This window comes from Pseudomonas sp. G11 (assembly GCF_029457515.1).
Classification (GTDB): Bacteria; Pseudomonadota; Gammaproteobacteria; order Pseudomonadales; family Pseudomonadaceae; genus Aquipseudomonas; species Aquipseudomonas gorinensis.
In genome coordinates this window covers 3,319,491-3,335,310 of sequence record NZ_CP120377.1, presented here as the reverse complement: position 1 = coordinate 3,335,310, position 15,820 = coordinate 3,319,491, and the positions used below count along the sequence as shown (strand labels likewise).

Below are 15,820 nucleotides of genomic sequence, written 5' to 3'. Positions count from 1 at the left end.
GGATTTAAAAATGCATAAACCGTGGGAGGTGAACGCCCGGCAATAATACCCAGTGTAAAAAGCTGTAACAAGATTATTTTAATCCTTTCGTCGGATTAAAAGCGTCGTAAGTCATTCAATAACCACATATTTTTTAAGGTAGAGGGGTATATGAATGCCACTTTTTGGTGCAAGTATCGCGATTACTTCCACCCCATATATCCCTTTATAAACAATGGTTATTAATTAAAGCGGCGTGACACTTTTAGAGGATTGCCCGTTCAACCGTTTGCAGGTTTCGCGAAGTTCGACACTGTTAGACGATGCCGCACTGGCCACACGCTCCACTTGCCGGCACAAGGCAATGCGCTCGGCCGCCGCTTCGCGTTGGCGGTCGACCTCGGCATTGAACTGCACGAAATAGATCCCCAGTGCCCCTGCGACACACAGCACCCCGAACGCGAAATAACGCAAGCTGTTGGACGATTCAGCCGCTGGCGGGTTCATGAGGTTATAGCGCCCTGCTCTTTTCGTAGCGGACGTCGTCACCCATCTCGTTGGCCACCACCAAGGTGCCAATGGCATAAAGCGTTTGCATACTTGCCTCCTCCATGCAGGACGCAATTGTATGCAAAATGAAACATGGGATTGTGGTGGATTTGTAAAGCGCCTGCCCCGCAGGGGCAGATCAAGAGCACAGGCGCTGCTGGCCAGTCGTTTATTTACGCGCCACTTTGTAGCGCAGGCAGTCCTGATAGAACGTCTGGCGAATCGCCTCGGGCTTGAGCCGAGAGCGGCTGTCATAGGTCTGCTCGGTGATGCCCATGGCCATCATGCGCATCCACGATTTATTGAACTTGATGGTCTGGATCTTTTGTCGCGCGGCATACAGCGAAACCCCTGACAACTTCAGTTCCTGGGCCCTGGCGGCAGTACCTGCGCCCCAACTGCACATGTACTTGTCCCCCTCGCGCAACTCCCGTGCCTGCACGGTAGCCGCGCCGCCGGCCAGGGAGCAGGCGAACAGCATGATTCCAACAGTGCGCATTTGTTCCCTCACCTAACCACCTGAAAATAAAAGCGATTCTGGCGAGAATTTTGTTACAAAGGGGCCACTAAATTGCCTTATTGCACACGGTAGGAGTGAGTTCTATCGCACTACAGGGACTGCATGGGTTCACCACCGATAAGTGGCGCTCGCCTGCACGGTGCGTTGCGAGCCATACCAGCACCAGGAGTAGGACAAGCAGGACGCCACGTATTCTTTATTCGCCAGGTTGGTGGCGTTCAGCGCCAGGCGCAGGTTGTCCTTGGGGTTGGCAATATTCGCAATGTCGTAGTGCACCGCCGCGTCAAACAAGGTGTAGCCCGGGACTTTCAGGGTGTTGGCCGTATCCCCCCAGGACGATCCGACATAGCGTGCGCCAGCACCGGCACCGAATCCTTTCAACTGGCCATCATGGAAGGTGTAGTCAGCCCAGGCCGAGGCCGTATGGCGCGGCAGGCCATACGTGGTCGTGCCTTTGACCGGGATCGCCGGCCCTACGCCCACATCGCTGACCGGCGCGTACTGCGCGGTGCTGTTGGACTTGCTCGCACGGTTATCCAGGTACGCGTAGGCGGCGGTGATGTCCAGGTTGTCGTTGAGGCTGGCCTTGCCTTCCAGTTCAAAGCCACGGGATTGCTGTTCGCCGTCCTGGATGTTGCAACGGCCATTGCCACACAGGTGGGTCGGGTCTGGGTCGATGGTAGGCACGTTGCTCTGGCGCAGGTCGAAAATCGCCGCCGTGATAAAGCTGTTGCTGCCTGGCGGTTGGTACTTGATACCGATTTCATACTGCTTGCCCTCGGTCGGCTTGAACACCGAACCACCGTAGCCGGTGCCCGATTGCGGGTTGAACGACTCGGCATAGCTGGCGTAAGGCGCCAGACCGTTTTCAAACAGATAGACCAGGCCCACACGCCCGGTAAACGCCTTGCTGTCCAGGGAGGATTTGCTCTTGGCGCCACTGCTCAGGGTCTTGGTAGTGCTGTCGGTGCTGGCCCAGTCATAGCGACCGCCGAGCAACAGCACCCATTGGTCCCACTTCATTTGCTCCTGCAGGTAGACCCCCGTCTGTTCGCTGCGCGAGGTCGCATCGGTGGTGAACGCTGGCGTGGCCACGGGCGCGCCGTAGACCGGGTCGAAGATATCCAGGTCCGGCCCCGAGCCGTAACCGGCCTTGGTGTCGGTGCTGGTGTTCTGGTAATCGAGGCCCATCAACAACGTGTGCTGCAATGGCCCGGTGTCGAATTTGGCTTGCAGTTGGTTGTCGAGGTTGTAGGCGTCCATGTCGACATCGGTGGCAATGGTCGAACGCTTGGACGTGCGGTAATCCGCCCTGAGGTAGCTGTTGTAGAGGCTCCGATAGACACCTTCGGCACGCAGGTAACGCGCGTTCTGGCGCACGGTCCAGACATCGTCGACATGATGTTCGAACGCGTAGCCAAGGGAGTAATACTCACGGTCACTCTTCTCGAAATTCTTTTCGCCGTCGTAGAAGTCCACGTCGATCTTGCGCCCGGTCGGACTGTGCAGCACCGAGCCCCAGGCCGGCACCGAGCCGTAGGATGCGCCTTGGGGGTCCTTCTGGAAATGCCCGAGCAAGGTCAGCGAGGTGGCCTCGTCGGGGCGCCAGGTGAATGCACTGGACAGCGACTGGCGGCGGGTCTCGGTGTGTTCGACCTGGCCGTCGGCCTCGTCGAACAATCCCGCCACACGGTAGGCATACACACCCTGATCGTCAATCGGGCCACTGAGATCGAAGGTGGTGCGCTTCTTGTTGAAGGTGCCGTATTCGACGCCCACTTCATGAAACGGCGTATCCAGTGGGCGCTTGGTGACCATGTTGATCACCCCGCTCGGCGTGCCCTGGCCATACAGCACCGAAGCCGGGCCGCGCAGTACTTCGACGCGCTCCAGGTCGAAAGCATCCTTTTGCGGCAAGGCGTCACGGCTGGAAGGCACGCGCAGGCCATCGAGGTAGGTGGATGGGGCGAAACCACGGATGGTCAGTTGGTCCAATCGCGAGGCCGTGGCGCCACGGGTTTCCGGAACGACAGCGGCGCTGTAGCGCAGGATCTGGTTAAGGCTCTCGGCGTTCTGCGCGCGCATCTGGTCTTTAGTGACGATAGAAATCGACTGCGGGGTTTCAATCACTGCGGTGTCGGTCTTGGTTCCTGACAGGCTGCGCGTGGCCACGTAGCCGGCCACCGGCCCGGTCGGACTGTCGGCCCGGTCGGCCGCGCTGATGGTCGTGGCCTGTAACTCCATGGCCCCGCCGTTATCCGGGATAGCTTCCAGACGGTAGCGGTCGGCGGAGATCTTCAGCGCCTGCAAGCCGCTACCGGCGAGCACATGATTCAGCGCTACCTCAGTGTCGTATTGCCCGCTCAAGCCATTGCTGCGTTTGCCACGGGCCAGGCTTGCATCGAAAGCCAGCACCAGGCCCGCCTGTTCGGCCAGGCTATTGAGTGCCTGGCTCAATTCGCCGGCCGGAATCTGGAAACGGCGAAAGGCGCTGCGGCTTTCTTCAGCGAAGGCGGACGGCACGATCAGCAGCGGCACGGCGGCAAAGGCAATCGCCACGGACAGGGCCAGTGGGTGCAAGGGACGAGCAAGGCGCGACATGGGAAATCCTGCGTAATGGAGGTTCTATTAACCATGACGGGCACGCAGGAAAATCGGGCAAGGATGAGAGCAGTTTTTATTTGAGTGGTGTACTGCAATCGGTTGGATCGCTTTTTTGTGTAGCCCTTTGGGTAGGTCTTTCGCGTCTTTTTCCTGACTGTGGTGAGCCCTTTCTGATTTTCAAAACCGTTCATCCAGCCGCTTTTCGCTGCGGCAGACTCCGACGCCTTGCCTTCTGCCGAGACGTCACGGATGACCAACGCTTCCCACATTGCCCATATCGAACATGAGCTGGATAGCTTCCATCAGAGCCTGGTGACGTATCGCCAGCAACTGGGGGCCTGGTATTCGCGCGCGCTGGATTCGGTGAGCCACGCCGCTGATTTACCGTCGTTGCTGGGGATGGATCGGGTGTTGCGCGCGGGGAATTCGCAACGTTCCGTGAGCCTTTCCGATACCGACTTCTCCACCGTGGCCCGCTGCCCGGCGGGCGGTATGTTGCAGATCGAAAGCAAGTTCGAGTCGGTGTATGACGTGCCGATCGGCGATATCCCGGTTGAGGTGATCGGCCTGGATGACGGCAGTTCGAGCGTGGTCATGCTCGATGAACAGGGTAAAGGCTCGCACCCATGCGTCGCGGGCGCGCGCTACCAGGTACGGGTGCAAGGCGGCGTGTCGGCGCAACAGGTGGACGCGTTGTTTGTGTCCTACGCCGGGTTGACCGCAGACCTGGAGCAATGGCTGCGGTCGCAGTGGGAAGGGTTCAAGCCGCATTGGCAACAGTCGACGGCCAGCGCGATTGGCAGCGGAATATTGGCTGGCAGTTGGGCGGCGATTCGCGAGGTGTGGGACAGCATCCAGTTGGTGCAGGCAATTCTTGAAGATCCTCTGAAATACGTCGAACAACTGGGGGCTGGAGCGGCCAAGCTGGCGGATTTGGCCGCCAGCGCCCCCAAGGTCATGGAACAGGCGATGTTGCTCGCCAGTGATGAAGCGGCGCTGTTCCTGCTGGTGCGCACGGCGATGATCTGGTTGGACGCATTGCCGCCCAGTGAGATTGCGCAAGTGGCGGCTGGGTTTGTGGTGTCGCTGCTGATCGACCTGGTGATGGGTGCGGTGCTGACCATCGCATTGCCGGCGGCGGCTGTGGCGTATTTGAGCCTGCGGCTGGCCAGGTATGGCGCGCAGATGGTTAAGGCGGCGGTGGGTTTTGTTCAGGGCGTGCTGGCGATTCTGACGAAGTTCATGCAGGCGGTGGATCGCTACAAAGCGGTGGCGGTTCGCGGCGTGGTCGGCGGGCTCAAGCAAGGCACGCTGCAGATGCGCTGGCGGGCGCGGCAGAACACGGTGCTGAAGCAAAAAGAGCACGTGGATGATGCGCCTCTTTCGGGGAAAAACCCTGCGGGGGATGCTGCCGCGTCTTCGGATAAAACCGTAACCAACGGCTGCCCGGTGTCGATGGTTACCGGCGAGGAGCTGCTCACCCTCACCGATGGCACGCTGGACGGGATCTTGCCGTTCGAGTGGACCCGGTTGTACCGCACCAGTGCGGTGGAAGTGGATTGCGGGTTGGGGTTTGGCTGGAGTCATTCGCTGGCGCACAGGCTTTCTGTGGTGGGCGATTCAGTCGTCTGGATTGACCATGAAAACCGCACGACTGAGTTTCCACTGCCCACCGCCGCTCGCCCCGCGATCACCAACAGCCTGGCTGAAGCGGCGATCTATCTAGGCGCTTCGCCGGATGAACTGGTGCTGGCCCAGGCGGCGCGGTTTTATCACTTTCGCGACGGTGTATTGGTCTCGATCAGTGATGCGTATGACAACCGCCTGCGAATTTTCCGCGACGTATTGGGGCGCATCGAACGCCTGGATAGCGGCGCGGGCCGGTCGCTGTTTTTGCGCTATGAACGGGGCCGCATTGTGGCGGTGGACTACCAGATTCAGCGCGCCAAGGGGCATGAACCCTACGTCTGGGTGACGGAGCAGCACGTTGTTGCCTACGCCTATGACGACGATGGACGGCTGGTCTCGGCGACCAATGCCGTCGGCGAAAGCGAGGTGTATCGGTACGACGAGCAGCACGTGATTCTTGAGCGTGGCTTGGCCGGTGGGGCGAGTTTCTTCTGGGCGTGGGAACTGTCTGGCAAGGCGGCGCGATGTGTCCGGCATTGGGCCAGTTTTTCGCAGATGGACACGCGCTATGTGTGGAGTGACGACGGTCGCGTCACGGTGCACAACGCCGATGGCAGTCAGGAAGTGTATGTCCACGATCAGCGTGCGCGCTTGGTGCAGCGGATTGATCCGGACGGTGCGCAGCACTTCAAATCCTACGATGACAAAGGTCGGCTGACGGTCGAGCAAGATCCGCTGGGGGCGGTGACGGCGTATCAGTACGACGAAGCCGGACGCTTGGTCGCGCTGTTTCCGGGGGATGATGAGCCGACGTCCTACGAGCATGACAATGGCTTCGTACGCGTGGTGCGCCGGGGTCAGGCGCTGTGGAAGTACGAGCGCAATGACCAAGGCGACATTACGCGTAAGACCGATCCCGACGGCCATGTCACCGACTACAGCTACGACCAATACGGACAACTGGTTGGGGTTTGGTACCCCGATCACAGCTGTCAGCGACTGGTGTGGAATGAGCGCGGGCAACTGCTGGAGCAGACGCTGCCCAATGGCGCTGTGCGGCGCTATCGCTATGACGACTTGGGTCGACAGATTGCCCGCGAGGATGAGCATGGCGCGCTGACCCAGTATCAGTGGGACAGCGTGGGTCGGTTGGTTCGCGTGGTGCTGCCCGGTGGGGCGTGTCGGGAATACAGCTACAACCCCTACGGAAAAATCACCGCCGAACGCGATGAACTCGGGCGCGTCACCCGCTACGAATACGCCGACGGCTTGCACCTGATCAGCCGCCGTATCAATGCCGATGGCACCCAGGTCCACTACCGCTACGACAACGCCCGGTTACTGCTGACCGAGATCGAAAACGAGGTTGGCGAGACCTACCGGCTCGACTACCACCCCAACGGGCTGATCCAGCAGGAAGTCGGGTTTGATGGGCAGCGTACGGCTTATGCCTACGACCTCAACGGCAACCTGCAGGAAAAGACCGAACACGGCGACGATGGCAGTCAGCTCGTTACTCGTTATGAGCGAGACCACGCCGGACGCCTTGTACGAAAAACCCTGCCCGACGGTAACCTTGTTGAATATACCTACGACCGCCAAGGCAACCTCCTTAGCGTCGACGACGGCCACTGGGCGTTAGCCTACGAATACGACCCACAAAACCGTCTCACCGCCGAACACCAAGGCTGGGGCACCTTGCGCTATGGCTACGACGCCTGCGGTCAGCTTCAAAACCTGCGCCTGCCCGACAACAACCGACTGGTTTTTAGTCATGCCAAAGGCGGCCACCTCGCCACCGTCGAGTTAAATGGCGCACTGCTGACCTCTCATCTATTCAAGGCCGGCCAAGAACAACAACGCCAACAAGGCCAACTCCTCAGCCACTACCACTACGACGAACAACACCGCCTGCACGCCCACACCGTCGTACAACAGGACATCCCCCTCTACCAACGCCACTACGACTACGACAAAACCGGCAACCTCACCCGTTTAGTCGACAGCCGCAAAGGCGAACACCACTACCACTACGACCCCCTCGCCCGCCTCACCCGCGCCGACCACTCGCAAGCCCCGCACGAACGCTTCGCCCACGACCCGGCCGGCAACCTGCTCATGCAAGACCGCCCCGGCCCCGACATCGTCGCCGGCAACCGCCTGATGATCCAGGGTGACCGCCATTACGACTACGACGCCTTCGGCAACCTGATCCGCGAACGACGTGGCCGTGGGCACGCGCTGATTACCGAATACCGCTACGACTGCCAGCACCGGCTGATAGGCCTCACCCAACCCAATGGTCAAACCGCCAGCTATCGCTATGACCCGTTTGGGCGACGCATCAGCAAAACCGTAGACGGCATAACGACGGAGTTTTTCTGGCAAGGCGACAAACTGGTTGCCGAACACCACGCCGAAAAGCATCGCAGCTACCTCTACGAACCGGACAGCTTTCGCCCGCTCGTCCTGCTGGAAGGCTTCGGTCCAAAAGAAACGAAGCCCTACCACTACCAACTCGACCACCTCGGCACACCCCAGGAACTCACCAACCCCGAGGGCGAAATCGTCTGGTCCGCCCGCTACCGCGCCTACGGCGAAATCACCCGGCTCGACATCGGAACAGTCGACAACCCACTGCGTTTCCAGGGCCAGTACTTCGATCAGGAAAGCGGACTGCACTACAACCGTCATCGCTACTACAATCCGGACGTTGGTCGTTACCTGACACCGGATCCGGTGAAGTTGGCGGGTGGGATCAACGGGTACCAGTACGTGCCCAATCCTACGGGATGGGTAGATCCCATAGGACTTTCCTGCGCACGCGGTGATTGTCCGGACCAACGAAATAAGTCAAAAAAAATACACGAGGATGCCCCGCCTGACGCAGGAGGTGCAATTCACTCATCCACTTATGAACAAGCTTTGAACAAAGCTCTTGCATGGCTATTAGAAAATGACTTCCGAGCAGAAAAGCCAAAACTAGGAAAATTCGGAAAAAGAAAAGGGGAACCCGTAGGAATGCAAACTTCCGACAACAAAACTGGCTATCGCGTCGAACACGACGCAAAGAATGGCGCACATATAAATGTATGGACCCACAGAAAAAATGGTCCACACTTTACGTTTGAAGCAAAAGAAAAAACAGTACTCCAAATAACGGAAAGGTTCGCAAAAAAATGAGTTATCTTGACGAAGAAATCATTGAAGACTTTAAGAAAATCAATAAAAAAATCATCATTTTAAGCGACTCAAAACATGACTCAATTGCAAAAAAAATAAATGATAATATTCCATTTTCCGTGATCAATATTGCTTGGAACTTGTTGAAAGACGCCATCTATCTCGGTGCATCAACATCACAGATGTCAATGGATGCACTTTCAGAAAAAATCAAGCTCATCACTGAAGGCGACGTCATCATTTTAGGCGATTCCACCGACAACGCTTATTTAATTGACATCAAAGACCTTTCCCCAGCGCTAAAGATATTTTCGACGATCCCCCAGCACACATACATAGTCCAAGAAAGATTGGACTGGATAGCATGTATATCTTTTGAGGGAGACATTTATTTTTCGACACTATGAACCGAAGAACCACAAATCAACAACACACTTAGTAGAGACAAAAATCAATCTAGAAGGCAACAAATAACGGTACCGCCGAAAAAACCGCCAAATCTAACAATCATTCACAAACAAGTACGGGTCGTAGAGCAGAAAGGAGGAAAAACCATTTACAGGCTAAAGATCCGACCCACTTTTTTCGATCAAATAAATCCGTCCCAATCCCCATGAACGTCGACAATACTATTGTACGCGCCCCCCTGAAGAAGAAGTGAAATGAAGATAAAAGTAACTGACGTTTTTTCTGAAAAAGGCACTTTGAGAGTGAAATTCAACTCACCCTTTGGAAATGCCACGGCTTTATGGGGCGGAATCACGTTAAAAATTGGTGAAACTCTGGATGTAGAATTAGAACTGGATGAAATATTTTCATGGGGACAAAACATTATGCCCTCATCCGGCATAACACCAGAGATCACATCTGAAAACGGGGCTCATAAAATTATCGGCGAGCTTATCCAAGACGCAGACCAACGTTGCGCAATACTAAAAATCGGCGATTCAATAGCGCTAATTGAACTTGACAAACCAATCACCCGAAAGTCCAGATTTGTTGAAGTTAGAGCAACTGACATTCTTCTTCACCCAACAAATGCCTGAGCATAAAGCTGCCTATCCTATAGCCGCTCATTACATGTACAAAAACATTCCAACCACCGGATATATTTTACTATCGGGAACAAATAGGACTGCCAGAAAGGGACCAGAAAGGGGACCAGCAGAAAGGGGACAGAACTACTTACAGGCTAAAGGTTCGATTCACTATTTGATTAAACAAATCCTTCCCCGTCTCCCAAGAGATAAAAAATTAAAATCGTACATATAAACGAAACTGGATGTGAGGCCATGGGAAAGCATACACCCAATAAATGATGCGAGATTCACAACCTCCCCCCCCATCACCCCCACGCCACCACCAACAACCCCACCCCCAACACCAAACACAACGGCGAATAAAACCACGTATCCAACCGCGCAAACCGCGACCCGCTGACTTTCTTGAAAAACCCAACCAACTCCGAATCCCCAATCGCCCTGGCAAACATGAGCACGGCAATCGCGCTGATCCCCCATTGCAATGCGCCATGGGACACCGGCGAGAAATACAGCCCTGCCCGCAGGCACACCAGCAATGCAATCGCGACCAACCCCATCGCCACCAGGAAAGTGCCCAACGCCGAGGGCTTGAACGCCGGGCGTGGCCCGCTGGCAAATTCGCCGGGCAGTTGGGGGATGGCGGCGAGACTGCCAAGTTTGCCGCCGGCGGCCCAATACAGGTGGACCATGCTGATGCAGGTAAAAATGCCGACGACCCATCGTGCAACGACGAAGCTCATGGTGGTTCTCCCTGAAAAGATGCGAAGTAGGATAGCCCCCCTGAAATTTTTTGCAGGCATTTCGTCGGCGGCTGATGGTAAAGTGCCGCCCCATGAAACTTGCCCGTGCCGACCGCTCGATCATTGCCTGGATGCTCTACTGCTGCGTCCTGTTCAATGTGTTCGCGTGCAGTATCGGGCATGGGCAGATGGTCGGGATGCAGCTCAATGGCCTCGGCGGTCAGTTCTGTACGGTGGACCCGCGCACCCAGGCGCCCACGCCGTCCAACTCCACCGATGAAAGCCTGCCAACCCTGTCCAAGGCGTTTGGTTGCCCGCTGTGTTCGACCGGCGGCATGGGCCCGGCATTCAGTTCCAGCCTGAATGTGGCGGTATTGCCACAGCCTCATGCCCCCCCTCCGGCCATTGTCGCCACCGCTGACCTCCCCGCCCGCTTTACCTGGCCAACGGCCCATCCTCGCGCGCCGCCCGCCTTTGCCTGATCCCTTTGCTTTCTGATCTGCACTGACCACCGTTTCCGCGAGGAAGTACGGCGGCCGTGCGTTGTTTCAAGCCAAGTTTTTCAGGATTCAACTCATGAAACATTTACCCCTGTTAGCGGGCCTGTTCGGCTGCCTGCCTGTCTGCGGCTGGGCCGTTGAGCTGGCCCCAACCACTATTGATGGCGAACAAACCACCGAGCCCGGCCTGGCCTTGGACCAACCCAGCGGCATGGCGTCGCGGCTGGGCCTGAGCGTGCGGGAAACCCCGGCCTCGGTGGCCATCGCCACACGCAACGACATCGAGCGCCATGGCGCCAGGACCTTCCGCGACGCCGCCAACACCTTACCCGGTATCAACGCCAGTGCACCGCCAGGGTTTGGTGGTTTTGTGTCGTATCGGGGATTTACCAGCAGCCAGATCACCCAGATGTTCAACGGTATCAATGTGGCGACCGGCCTGGCGCGGCCAGTGGATGCGTGGATTTATGACCGCGTGGAACTGGTCGGCGGCCCCTCCTCGCTGATCAACGGTGCCGGCTCCGTGGGGGGATCGCTGAACTATGTGACCAAGCTGGCCAGCCGCGAGGAACAGGCCGCCGAAGGCCAACTGACCTATGGCAGCTACGATACCGCCGGCATGGCCTTCGGCCTGAACCATGCGCTCACCGAGCCAGGCGCCGACGTGCAGCACTATGCCCGCCTGGACGTCAGCCGCAACACCAACCACAGCTATATCGACCGCGACCAGCGCGACGCCTGGAGCGTGGCGTTTTCCCTGCTCAGCGACTTGACCCCCAACCTGTCCCACACCCTGGCCCTGGAATACCAGGATGAACACGAAGACAGTCCTTACTGGGGCACGCCCGTGCTCAACCCCAAGGCCGGTGAGTTGAAGATCGACACACACAACCGCTTCAATAACTACAACGTCGCCGACGGTCGTTACGAACAACGCACCCTCTGGGCACGCTCGATCATCGACTACCGGATCAACGACAGCACCACGTTGAAAAACACCCTTTACCACCTGGACAGCCAACGCGATTACCGCAACCTGGAAACCTACCAGTACAACGCCGACAACAGTGCGGTGAACCGTTCAACCGCCTACCAGGTGCGCCATCAGGGCGAACAGCACGGTAACCAGTTCGAGCTGCGTCATGAAGACCGCGTCTTTGGCCTGTCGACCACTTGGTCCGGGGGCTTCGAGTACAAGGTCAATAGCACCACCAACAGCCCGCTCAGGGCGGCCGGCAATAGCACAGTGGACCCTGATCACTACGACCCTGGGCACTTCTACGACATCCCAGGTACACGACCCGGCTTTATCAGGGACAAGACCAACGAGGTCACGACCAAGGCACTGTTCGTGGAAAACCGCCTGGGCCTGACCGATAAATTGTCACTGCTCACTGGCCTGCGTTACGACGCGATCGACCTGGACGTGACCAACCACGGCAGCGTGACCACCACTAACCCACGCCACTTCACGCGCAGTTGGGAGCCGGTGACCGGCCGGGTTGGCCTGACTTACCAGTTCATCCCCTCAGCCAACGTGTATGTGCAATACAGCACCGCCGCCGAGCAGCCGAGTACCACGACTCAAGTGTTTGACGTGTCGACAGGCAAGCAGTGGGAAGTGGGCAGCAAGTTCGACTACCTGGACGGTCGAGGTTCGGCCACCGTCGCCGCCTACAAGATCGAGCGCAAGGACTTTGCCGTCACCGATCCGCTGGACCCGAACAACAGCATCCCGGTCGGCGCGCAATCGTCCAAGGGGATCGAGTTGGCCAGTTCATTACGCATCACACCCAGGCTGCTCGCCGAAGGCAACTTCGCCTGGGTGGATGCCGAGTATGAGGAGTTCAACGAGAAGATCGCCAGCGGTGCGGTGGTGTCGCGCAAGGGCAATACGCCCACCAATGTGCCCAAGCGCGTGGGCAACCTGTGGCTGACATACGATTTTGCCGAAGATTGGCAGGGTGGCGTGGATGCGCGCTACGTCGCCGAAGTGTACGCGGACAATGCCAATACCCAGACGGTACCGGCCTACACGTTGTTCGGCACCTTCCTGCGCTACAAGGTGGACGCGCGCACCTCGGTGACGGGCCGGGTGCGCAACCTGACCAACGCGGTGTATGCCGAATTTGCCCATGTGTCGCCAGCGTATTACCTGGGGGCGCCGAGGACGTTTGAGGTGGCGGTACAGACCCGGTTCTAACGCTGTAATGCGAACAAAATGTAAAAGCGGCTTGCTCCCGACAGCGGTGCATCAGCTGGATATGGAATAGTCCTTACACGACCGCATTCTTTGTGGCGAGCGGGCTTGTTGTGGCGAGCGGGCTTGCCACAACAAGCCCGCTCGCCACATTTTTAGCACTCCCGCGGTCGAGAGAGGGAACGTTACCTCAAGCTGGCTTCGACTTTCTGCGCCACATCCTCCGTCAACCACGCCTTCCACACCTCTGGGTGTTCCTTGAGGAACGCTTGGGCGACCTCCCGCGGCGCGGTGTGATTCTCGCTCATCGTCGCCAAGGCCTTGTTCAGCGGTTCAATGGGGAACTCGACCTTCTCGAAGAACCCGGCGATCTGCGGATGCGCCTTCTGGAATGGCGTGGATACGCCAATGCTCAATTTGGACGCCAGCGAACGTGTCGGTTTCGGATCGGGATTGTCCGCGTCGGTCAGGGTCTTCCAGGCCTCGGCATCAAATGGCGGCTCTTCGAGCTGGATCAGCTTGTAGCGCCCCATCAGCGGCGTCGGCGACCAGTAGTAGAACAACACCGGCTTGCCACGGCGAATCGACGAAGCGATCTCGGCGTCCAGCGCCGCGCCCGAGCCGCTGCGGAAATTCACATAACTGTCGTCCAGGCCATAGGCCTTGAGCTTCTGCTTGTTCACCACTTCGGAGGTCCAGCCAATCGGGCTGTTGAGAAAACGACCCTTGCCGGGTGATTCCGGGTCTTTGAACACGTCCTTGTAACGCGCCAGGTCCTTCACGCTCTTGAGGTCCGGTGCCAGGGGCTTGAGGCCTTTGGCAGGATCACCCTTGACCACGTATTCCGGCACCCACCAACCTTCGGTGGCCCCCTTGACCGTATCGCCCAGGCCCACCACCTTGCCTTCAGCCTCGGCCTTGACCCACACCGGGCTGCGCCCTGCCCACTCTTCGCCGATCACCTGGATATCGTTCTTGGCCAGGGCGGTTTCCAGGGTGATGGTGGTGCCTGGCAAGGTGTCGGTGGGCAGGTCATAGCCCTTCTCGACGATAAACCGCAGGACCTCGGTGATCAGGCTGCCGCTTTCCCAGTTCAGGTCGGCAAAGTGTACCGGCGCCTCGGCAGCCGATACCGAGGCCACGGATAGTCCCAGGGTGGTCAGGGACGCGGCCAACAGCGATTTCAATCCTTTCATGCCTTTGCACCTCGCATTTTCTTGCAGCCATGGCGGACGGCTTTGCTGCAATGCGCGAAGCCTCTGAATAGTTAAGTCAACTCAACTGTAGTAGAGGTTCCGAGGGACAAAGGATGTTCGTGGTATTGACCGATTACTCACTGGCCTTGAAGGTCACCAGCTCACCCTTGCGCCATTTGGCGGCCTTGCCGGTCACGGCCTTCAGGGTCTTGGTCAGGCCCTCCTGCAGTTGCTCATGGGCGGCAAATACCAGCATCACGCTGTGGCCTTCCTTGAAGACAATGCCCTGGCCCTCGGCGCAGGACACAAAGGCGTAATCACCCAGGCCATACACCGTCAACTTGATATCGCGGAACTTCAATTCAAACTTGCCGCCTTCGCGACTGGGTAATACCGCGGCGCGGAAATGGTCACCGACCTTGAGTTCCAAACGCGGTTTATCATCCACCACCAGTGCGGTTTCGGTATCGATCTCGGCGATATAGATACCTTCCGGCGTCTGCTCAGTGATGTAGACGAAACGGGATTGAAACTGCTTGACCAACTTTGCGCGCAAATCACCCAGCACGAATAACGCGTGCATATCCAGATTACTGACTGCCAAGGAAACGCCCCCACATCGAAAAAAGCACCGTCCGCCAGAGCGGGCAGCACGAAAAAACGGCCGTAACGGCACGATCACACAACACATTCTTTGAAAAAAACTGAAGAAAATCCCGCTGCTGCGCCGTAAGACTAGTACAGGCGTGCACGATGGACCTCTTGCAAGGTCATCAGGCGTCACAGGAAATCACAGGTTCAACGACACGAGAATACGCGCCGACCAGCTTCAGAGAATAACCCCATTAAAAACGCAGTTTCCGACAACTCATACAAACACACACACCTTGGCATGGAACCAGGCAGCGGCCACTGGCGACAATACTAAAACAGCAACACGGGTCAAAACCACCCGAAACGCTGGTGGTGAGTCCACAAGATAGATCGACAGGAGCTGACCATGCTACGACAACAACACGACGCTACGTCTTCCCGCACTCGTTCATCATGTCACGACGAGCGCCAATACTACTGCTTGCACAGCTCCAACGGGTACTCGAATTCGGTTCTTTACCAAGTTGTTCCGGCCGGCAGGAATTTCTTTCATATCCTCGAAGTCACCAGTGGCAGGATCCGAGGATTTCGCAGCGACCACAACCAGGCCTGCGAATTGGCCAAGCAATTGGAGACCGCCCTGCACGCCCTGCACGGCGGAATCGTTTCGTCACCTGGATGACTTTACTGCGCCACCGCCCTTCAACAACTGCCATACTGGCCCGTCCATTGAAGTTTGCCCCCCGCGGGTCAGGTTTCATCAGTGCAGTTACCTTGAAGGGAAGGCTATACGTGACGGAATTTGATATTGGCGAATTTTTTATTCATGGCGATGCCAGGGAAGTAGACGGGGAGTTTCAAGCAGTTATCGTGATGCGCGCCAAGCCGCCCTTGACCACCGTTACAACGCACCAAGTCGAAAAAGACCGCTGGTTCAAGACGCTCGACACTGCCGCGATCGCGGCCAAGGAAGCCGCCAAGGCCCTCAAGACCGCCGTCGATTGCGGGGCACTGACCTCCTGACAATCCGATCGAACTCTACCGCGCCCCAAGCCTCCGATGCATACCCCACCTGAAAAACCT

At 57.6% G+C, this 15,820-nt stretch carries 12 protein-coding genes; 6 read left to right on the top strand and 6 right to left on the bottom strand.

Features of this window, described 5'->3' with window-relative positions; translation table 11 throughout:
• Nucleotides 1-225: 225 nt before the first annotated feature.
• The 3 genes from P2T68_RS15350 to P2T68_RS15340 form a co-directional block, all read right to left on the bottom strand.
• Entirely contained in the window at nucleotides 226-486 is a 261-nt protein-coding gene (locus P2T68_RS15350; RefSeq protein ID WP_024076002.1) for a hypothetical protein, read from the bottom strand.
• 211 nt (nucleotides 487-697) lie between these two features.
• On the bottom strand, nucleotides 698-1,027 hold the full coding sequence (locus tag P2T68_RS15345; RefSeq protein ID WP_024076003.1) for a hypothetical protein: 330 nt from the start codon (nucleotides 1,025-1,027) through the stop codon (nucleotides 698-700).
• A 129-nt stretch (nucleotides 1,028-1,156) separates the two neighbouring features.
• Nucleotides 1,157-3,649: a TonB-dependent siderophore receptor gene (locus P2T68_RS15340; RefSeq protein ID WP_277379538.1), complete on the bottom strand. Its 2,493-nt coding sequence runs from the start codon at nucleotides 3,647-3,649 to the stop codon at nucleotides 1,157-1,159.
• 252 nt (nucleotides 3,650-3,901) lie between these two features.
• Between P2T68_RS15340 and P2T68_RS15335 the strand changes: the two genes are divergently transcribed.
• The 3 genes from P2T68_RS15335 to P2T68_RS15325 all read left to right on the top strand — a co-directional run bounded on the left by P2T68_RS15335 (nucleotide 3,902) and on the right by P2T68_RS15325 (nucleotide 9,510).
• Complete coding sequence (locus P2T68_RS15335) at nucleotides 3,902-8,464, top strand: RHS repeat-associated core domain-containing protein (RefSeq protein ID WP_277379537.1); 4,563 nt, start codon at nucleotides 3,902-3,904, stop codon at nucleotides 8,462-8,464.
• Nucleotides 8,461-8,871, top strand: a complete 411-nt coding sequence (locus P2T68_RS15330) for a hypothetical protein (RefSeq protein ID WP_168233526.1) — start codon at nucleotides 8,461-8,463, stop codon at nucleotides 8,869-8,871. The genes P2T68_RS15335 and P2T68_RS15330 overlap by 4 nt, the downstream gene beginning before the upstream one ends.
• A gap of 255 nt (nucleotides 8,872-9,126) precedes the next feature.
• The gene (locus tag P2T68_RS15325; protein ID WP_168233525.1) at nucleotides 9,127-9,510 is read left to right on the top strand and encodes a hypothetical protein; all 384 of its coding nucleotides are present in this window, start codon (nucleotides 9,127-9,129) and stop codon (nucleotides 9,508-9,510) included.
• A gap of 299 nt (nucleotides 9,511-9,809) precedes the next feature.
• Here P2T68_RS15325 and P2T68_RS15320 read toward each other — a convergent pair whose 3' ends face one another.
• Nucleotides 9,810-10,247: a DUF3995 domain-containing protein gene (locus tag P2T68_RS15320; RefSeq protein ID WP_024076007.1), complete on the bottom strand. Its 438-nt coding sequence runs from the start codon at nucleotides 10,245-10,247 to the stop codon at nucleotides 9,810-9,812.
• A gap of 92 nt (nucleotides 10,248-10,339) precedes the next feature.
• Between P2T68_RS15320 and P2T68_RS15315 the strand changes: the two genes are divergently transcribed.
• Nucleotides 10,340-10,729 (top strand): DUF2946 domain-containing protein, encoded by a 390-nt coding sequence (locus P2T68_RS15315; RefSeq protein WP_041160960.1) that lies wholly within the window; start codon nucleotides 10,340-10,342, stop codon nucleotides 10,727-10,729.
• A gap of 94 nt (nucleotides 10,730-10,823) precedes the next feature.
• On the top strand, nucleotides 10,824-12,950 hold the full coding sequence (locus tag P2T68_RS15310; protein WP_277379535.1) for a TonB-dependent receptor: 2,127 nt from the start codon (nucleotides 10,824-10,826) through the stop codon (nucleotides 12,948-12,950).
• 182 nt (nucleotides 12,951-13,132) lie between these two features.
• On the opposite strand, the gene P2T68_RS15305 is transcribed toward P2T68_RS15310, so the two are convergent.
• Together P2T68_RS15305 and P2T68_RS15300 are read right to left on the bottom strand one after the other, a co-directional pair.
• Entirely contained in the window at nucleotides 13,133-14,143 is a 1,011-nt protein-coding gene (locus P2T68_RS15305) for an ABC transporter substrate-binding protein (RefSeq protein WP_024076011.1), read from the bottom strand.
• A 133-nt stretch (nucleotides 14,144-14,276) separates the two neighbouring features.
• The gene (locus P2T68_RS15300) at nucleotides 14,277-14,726 is read right to left on the bottom strand and encodes a hypothetical protein (protein ID WP_051448895.1); all 450 of its coding nucleotides are present in this window, start codon (nucleotides 14,724-14,726) and stop codon (nucleotides 14,277-14,279) included.
• A gap of 803 nt (nucleotides 14,727-15,529) precedes the next feature.
• Here P2T68_RS15300 and P2T68_RS15290 point away from each other — a divergent pair.
• On the top strand, nucleotides 15,530-15,760 hold the full coding sequence (locus P2T68_RS15290) for a hypothetical protein (protein WP_069075805.1): 231 nt from the start codon (nucleotides 15,530-15,532) through the stop codon (nucleotides 15,758-15,760).
• Nucleotides 15,761-15,820: the final 60 nt, after the last annotated feature.

What these genes read in the sequence shown, in the direction of transcription:
- P2T68_RS15350 (WP_024076002.1), bottom strand. Translation starts at nt 486, where the DNA reads ATGAACCCGCCAGCGGCTGAATCGTCCAACAGCTTGCGTTATTTCGCG.
- P2T68_RS15345 (WP_024076003.1), bottom strand. Translation starts at nt 1,027, where the DNA reads ATGCGCACTGTTGGAATCATGCTGTTCGCCTGCTCCCTGGCCGGCGGC.
- P2T68_RS15340 (WP_277379538.1), bottom strand. Translation starts at nt 3,649, where the DNA reads ATGTCGCGCCTTGCTCGTCCCTTGCACCCACTGGCCCTGTCCGTGGCG.
- P2T68_RS15335 (WP_277379537.1), top strand. Translation starts at nt 3,902, where the DNA reads ATGACCAACGCTTCCCACATTGCCCATATCGAACATGAGCTGGATAGC.
- P2T68_RS15330 (WP_168233526.1), top strand. Translation starts at nt 8,461, where the DNA reads ATGAGTTATCTTGACGAAGAAATCATTGAAGACTTTAAGAAAATCAAT.
- P2T68_RS15325 (WP_168233525.1), top strand. Translation starts at nt 9,127, where the DNA reads ATGAAGATAAAAGTAACTGACGTTTTTTCTGAAAAAGGCACTTTGAGA.
- P2T68_RS15320 (WP_024076007.1), bottom strand. Translation starts at nt 10,247, where the DNA reads ATGAGCTTCGTCGTTGCACGATGGGTCGTCGGCATTTTTACCTGCATC.
- P2T68_RS15315 (WP_041160960.1), top strand. Translation starts at nt 10,340, where the DNA reads ATGAAACTTGCCCGTGCCGACCGCTCGATCATTGCCTGGATGCTCTAC.
- P2T68_RS15310 (WP_277379535.1), top strand. Translation starts at nt 10,824, where the DNA reads ATGAAACATTTACCCCTGTTAGCGGGCCTGTTCGGCTGCCTGCCTGTC.
- P2T68_RS15305 (WP_024076011.1), bottom strand. Translation starts at nt 14,143, where the DNA reads ATGAAAGGATTGAAATCGCTGTTGGCCGCGTCCCTGACCACCCTGGGA.
- P2T68_RS15300 (WP_051448895.1), bottom strand. Translation starts at nt 14,726, where the DNA reads ATGCACGCGTTATTCGTGCTGGGTGATTTGCGCGCAAAGTTGGTCAAG.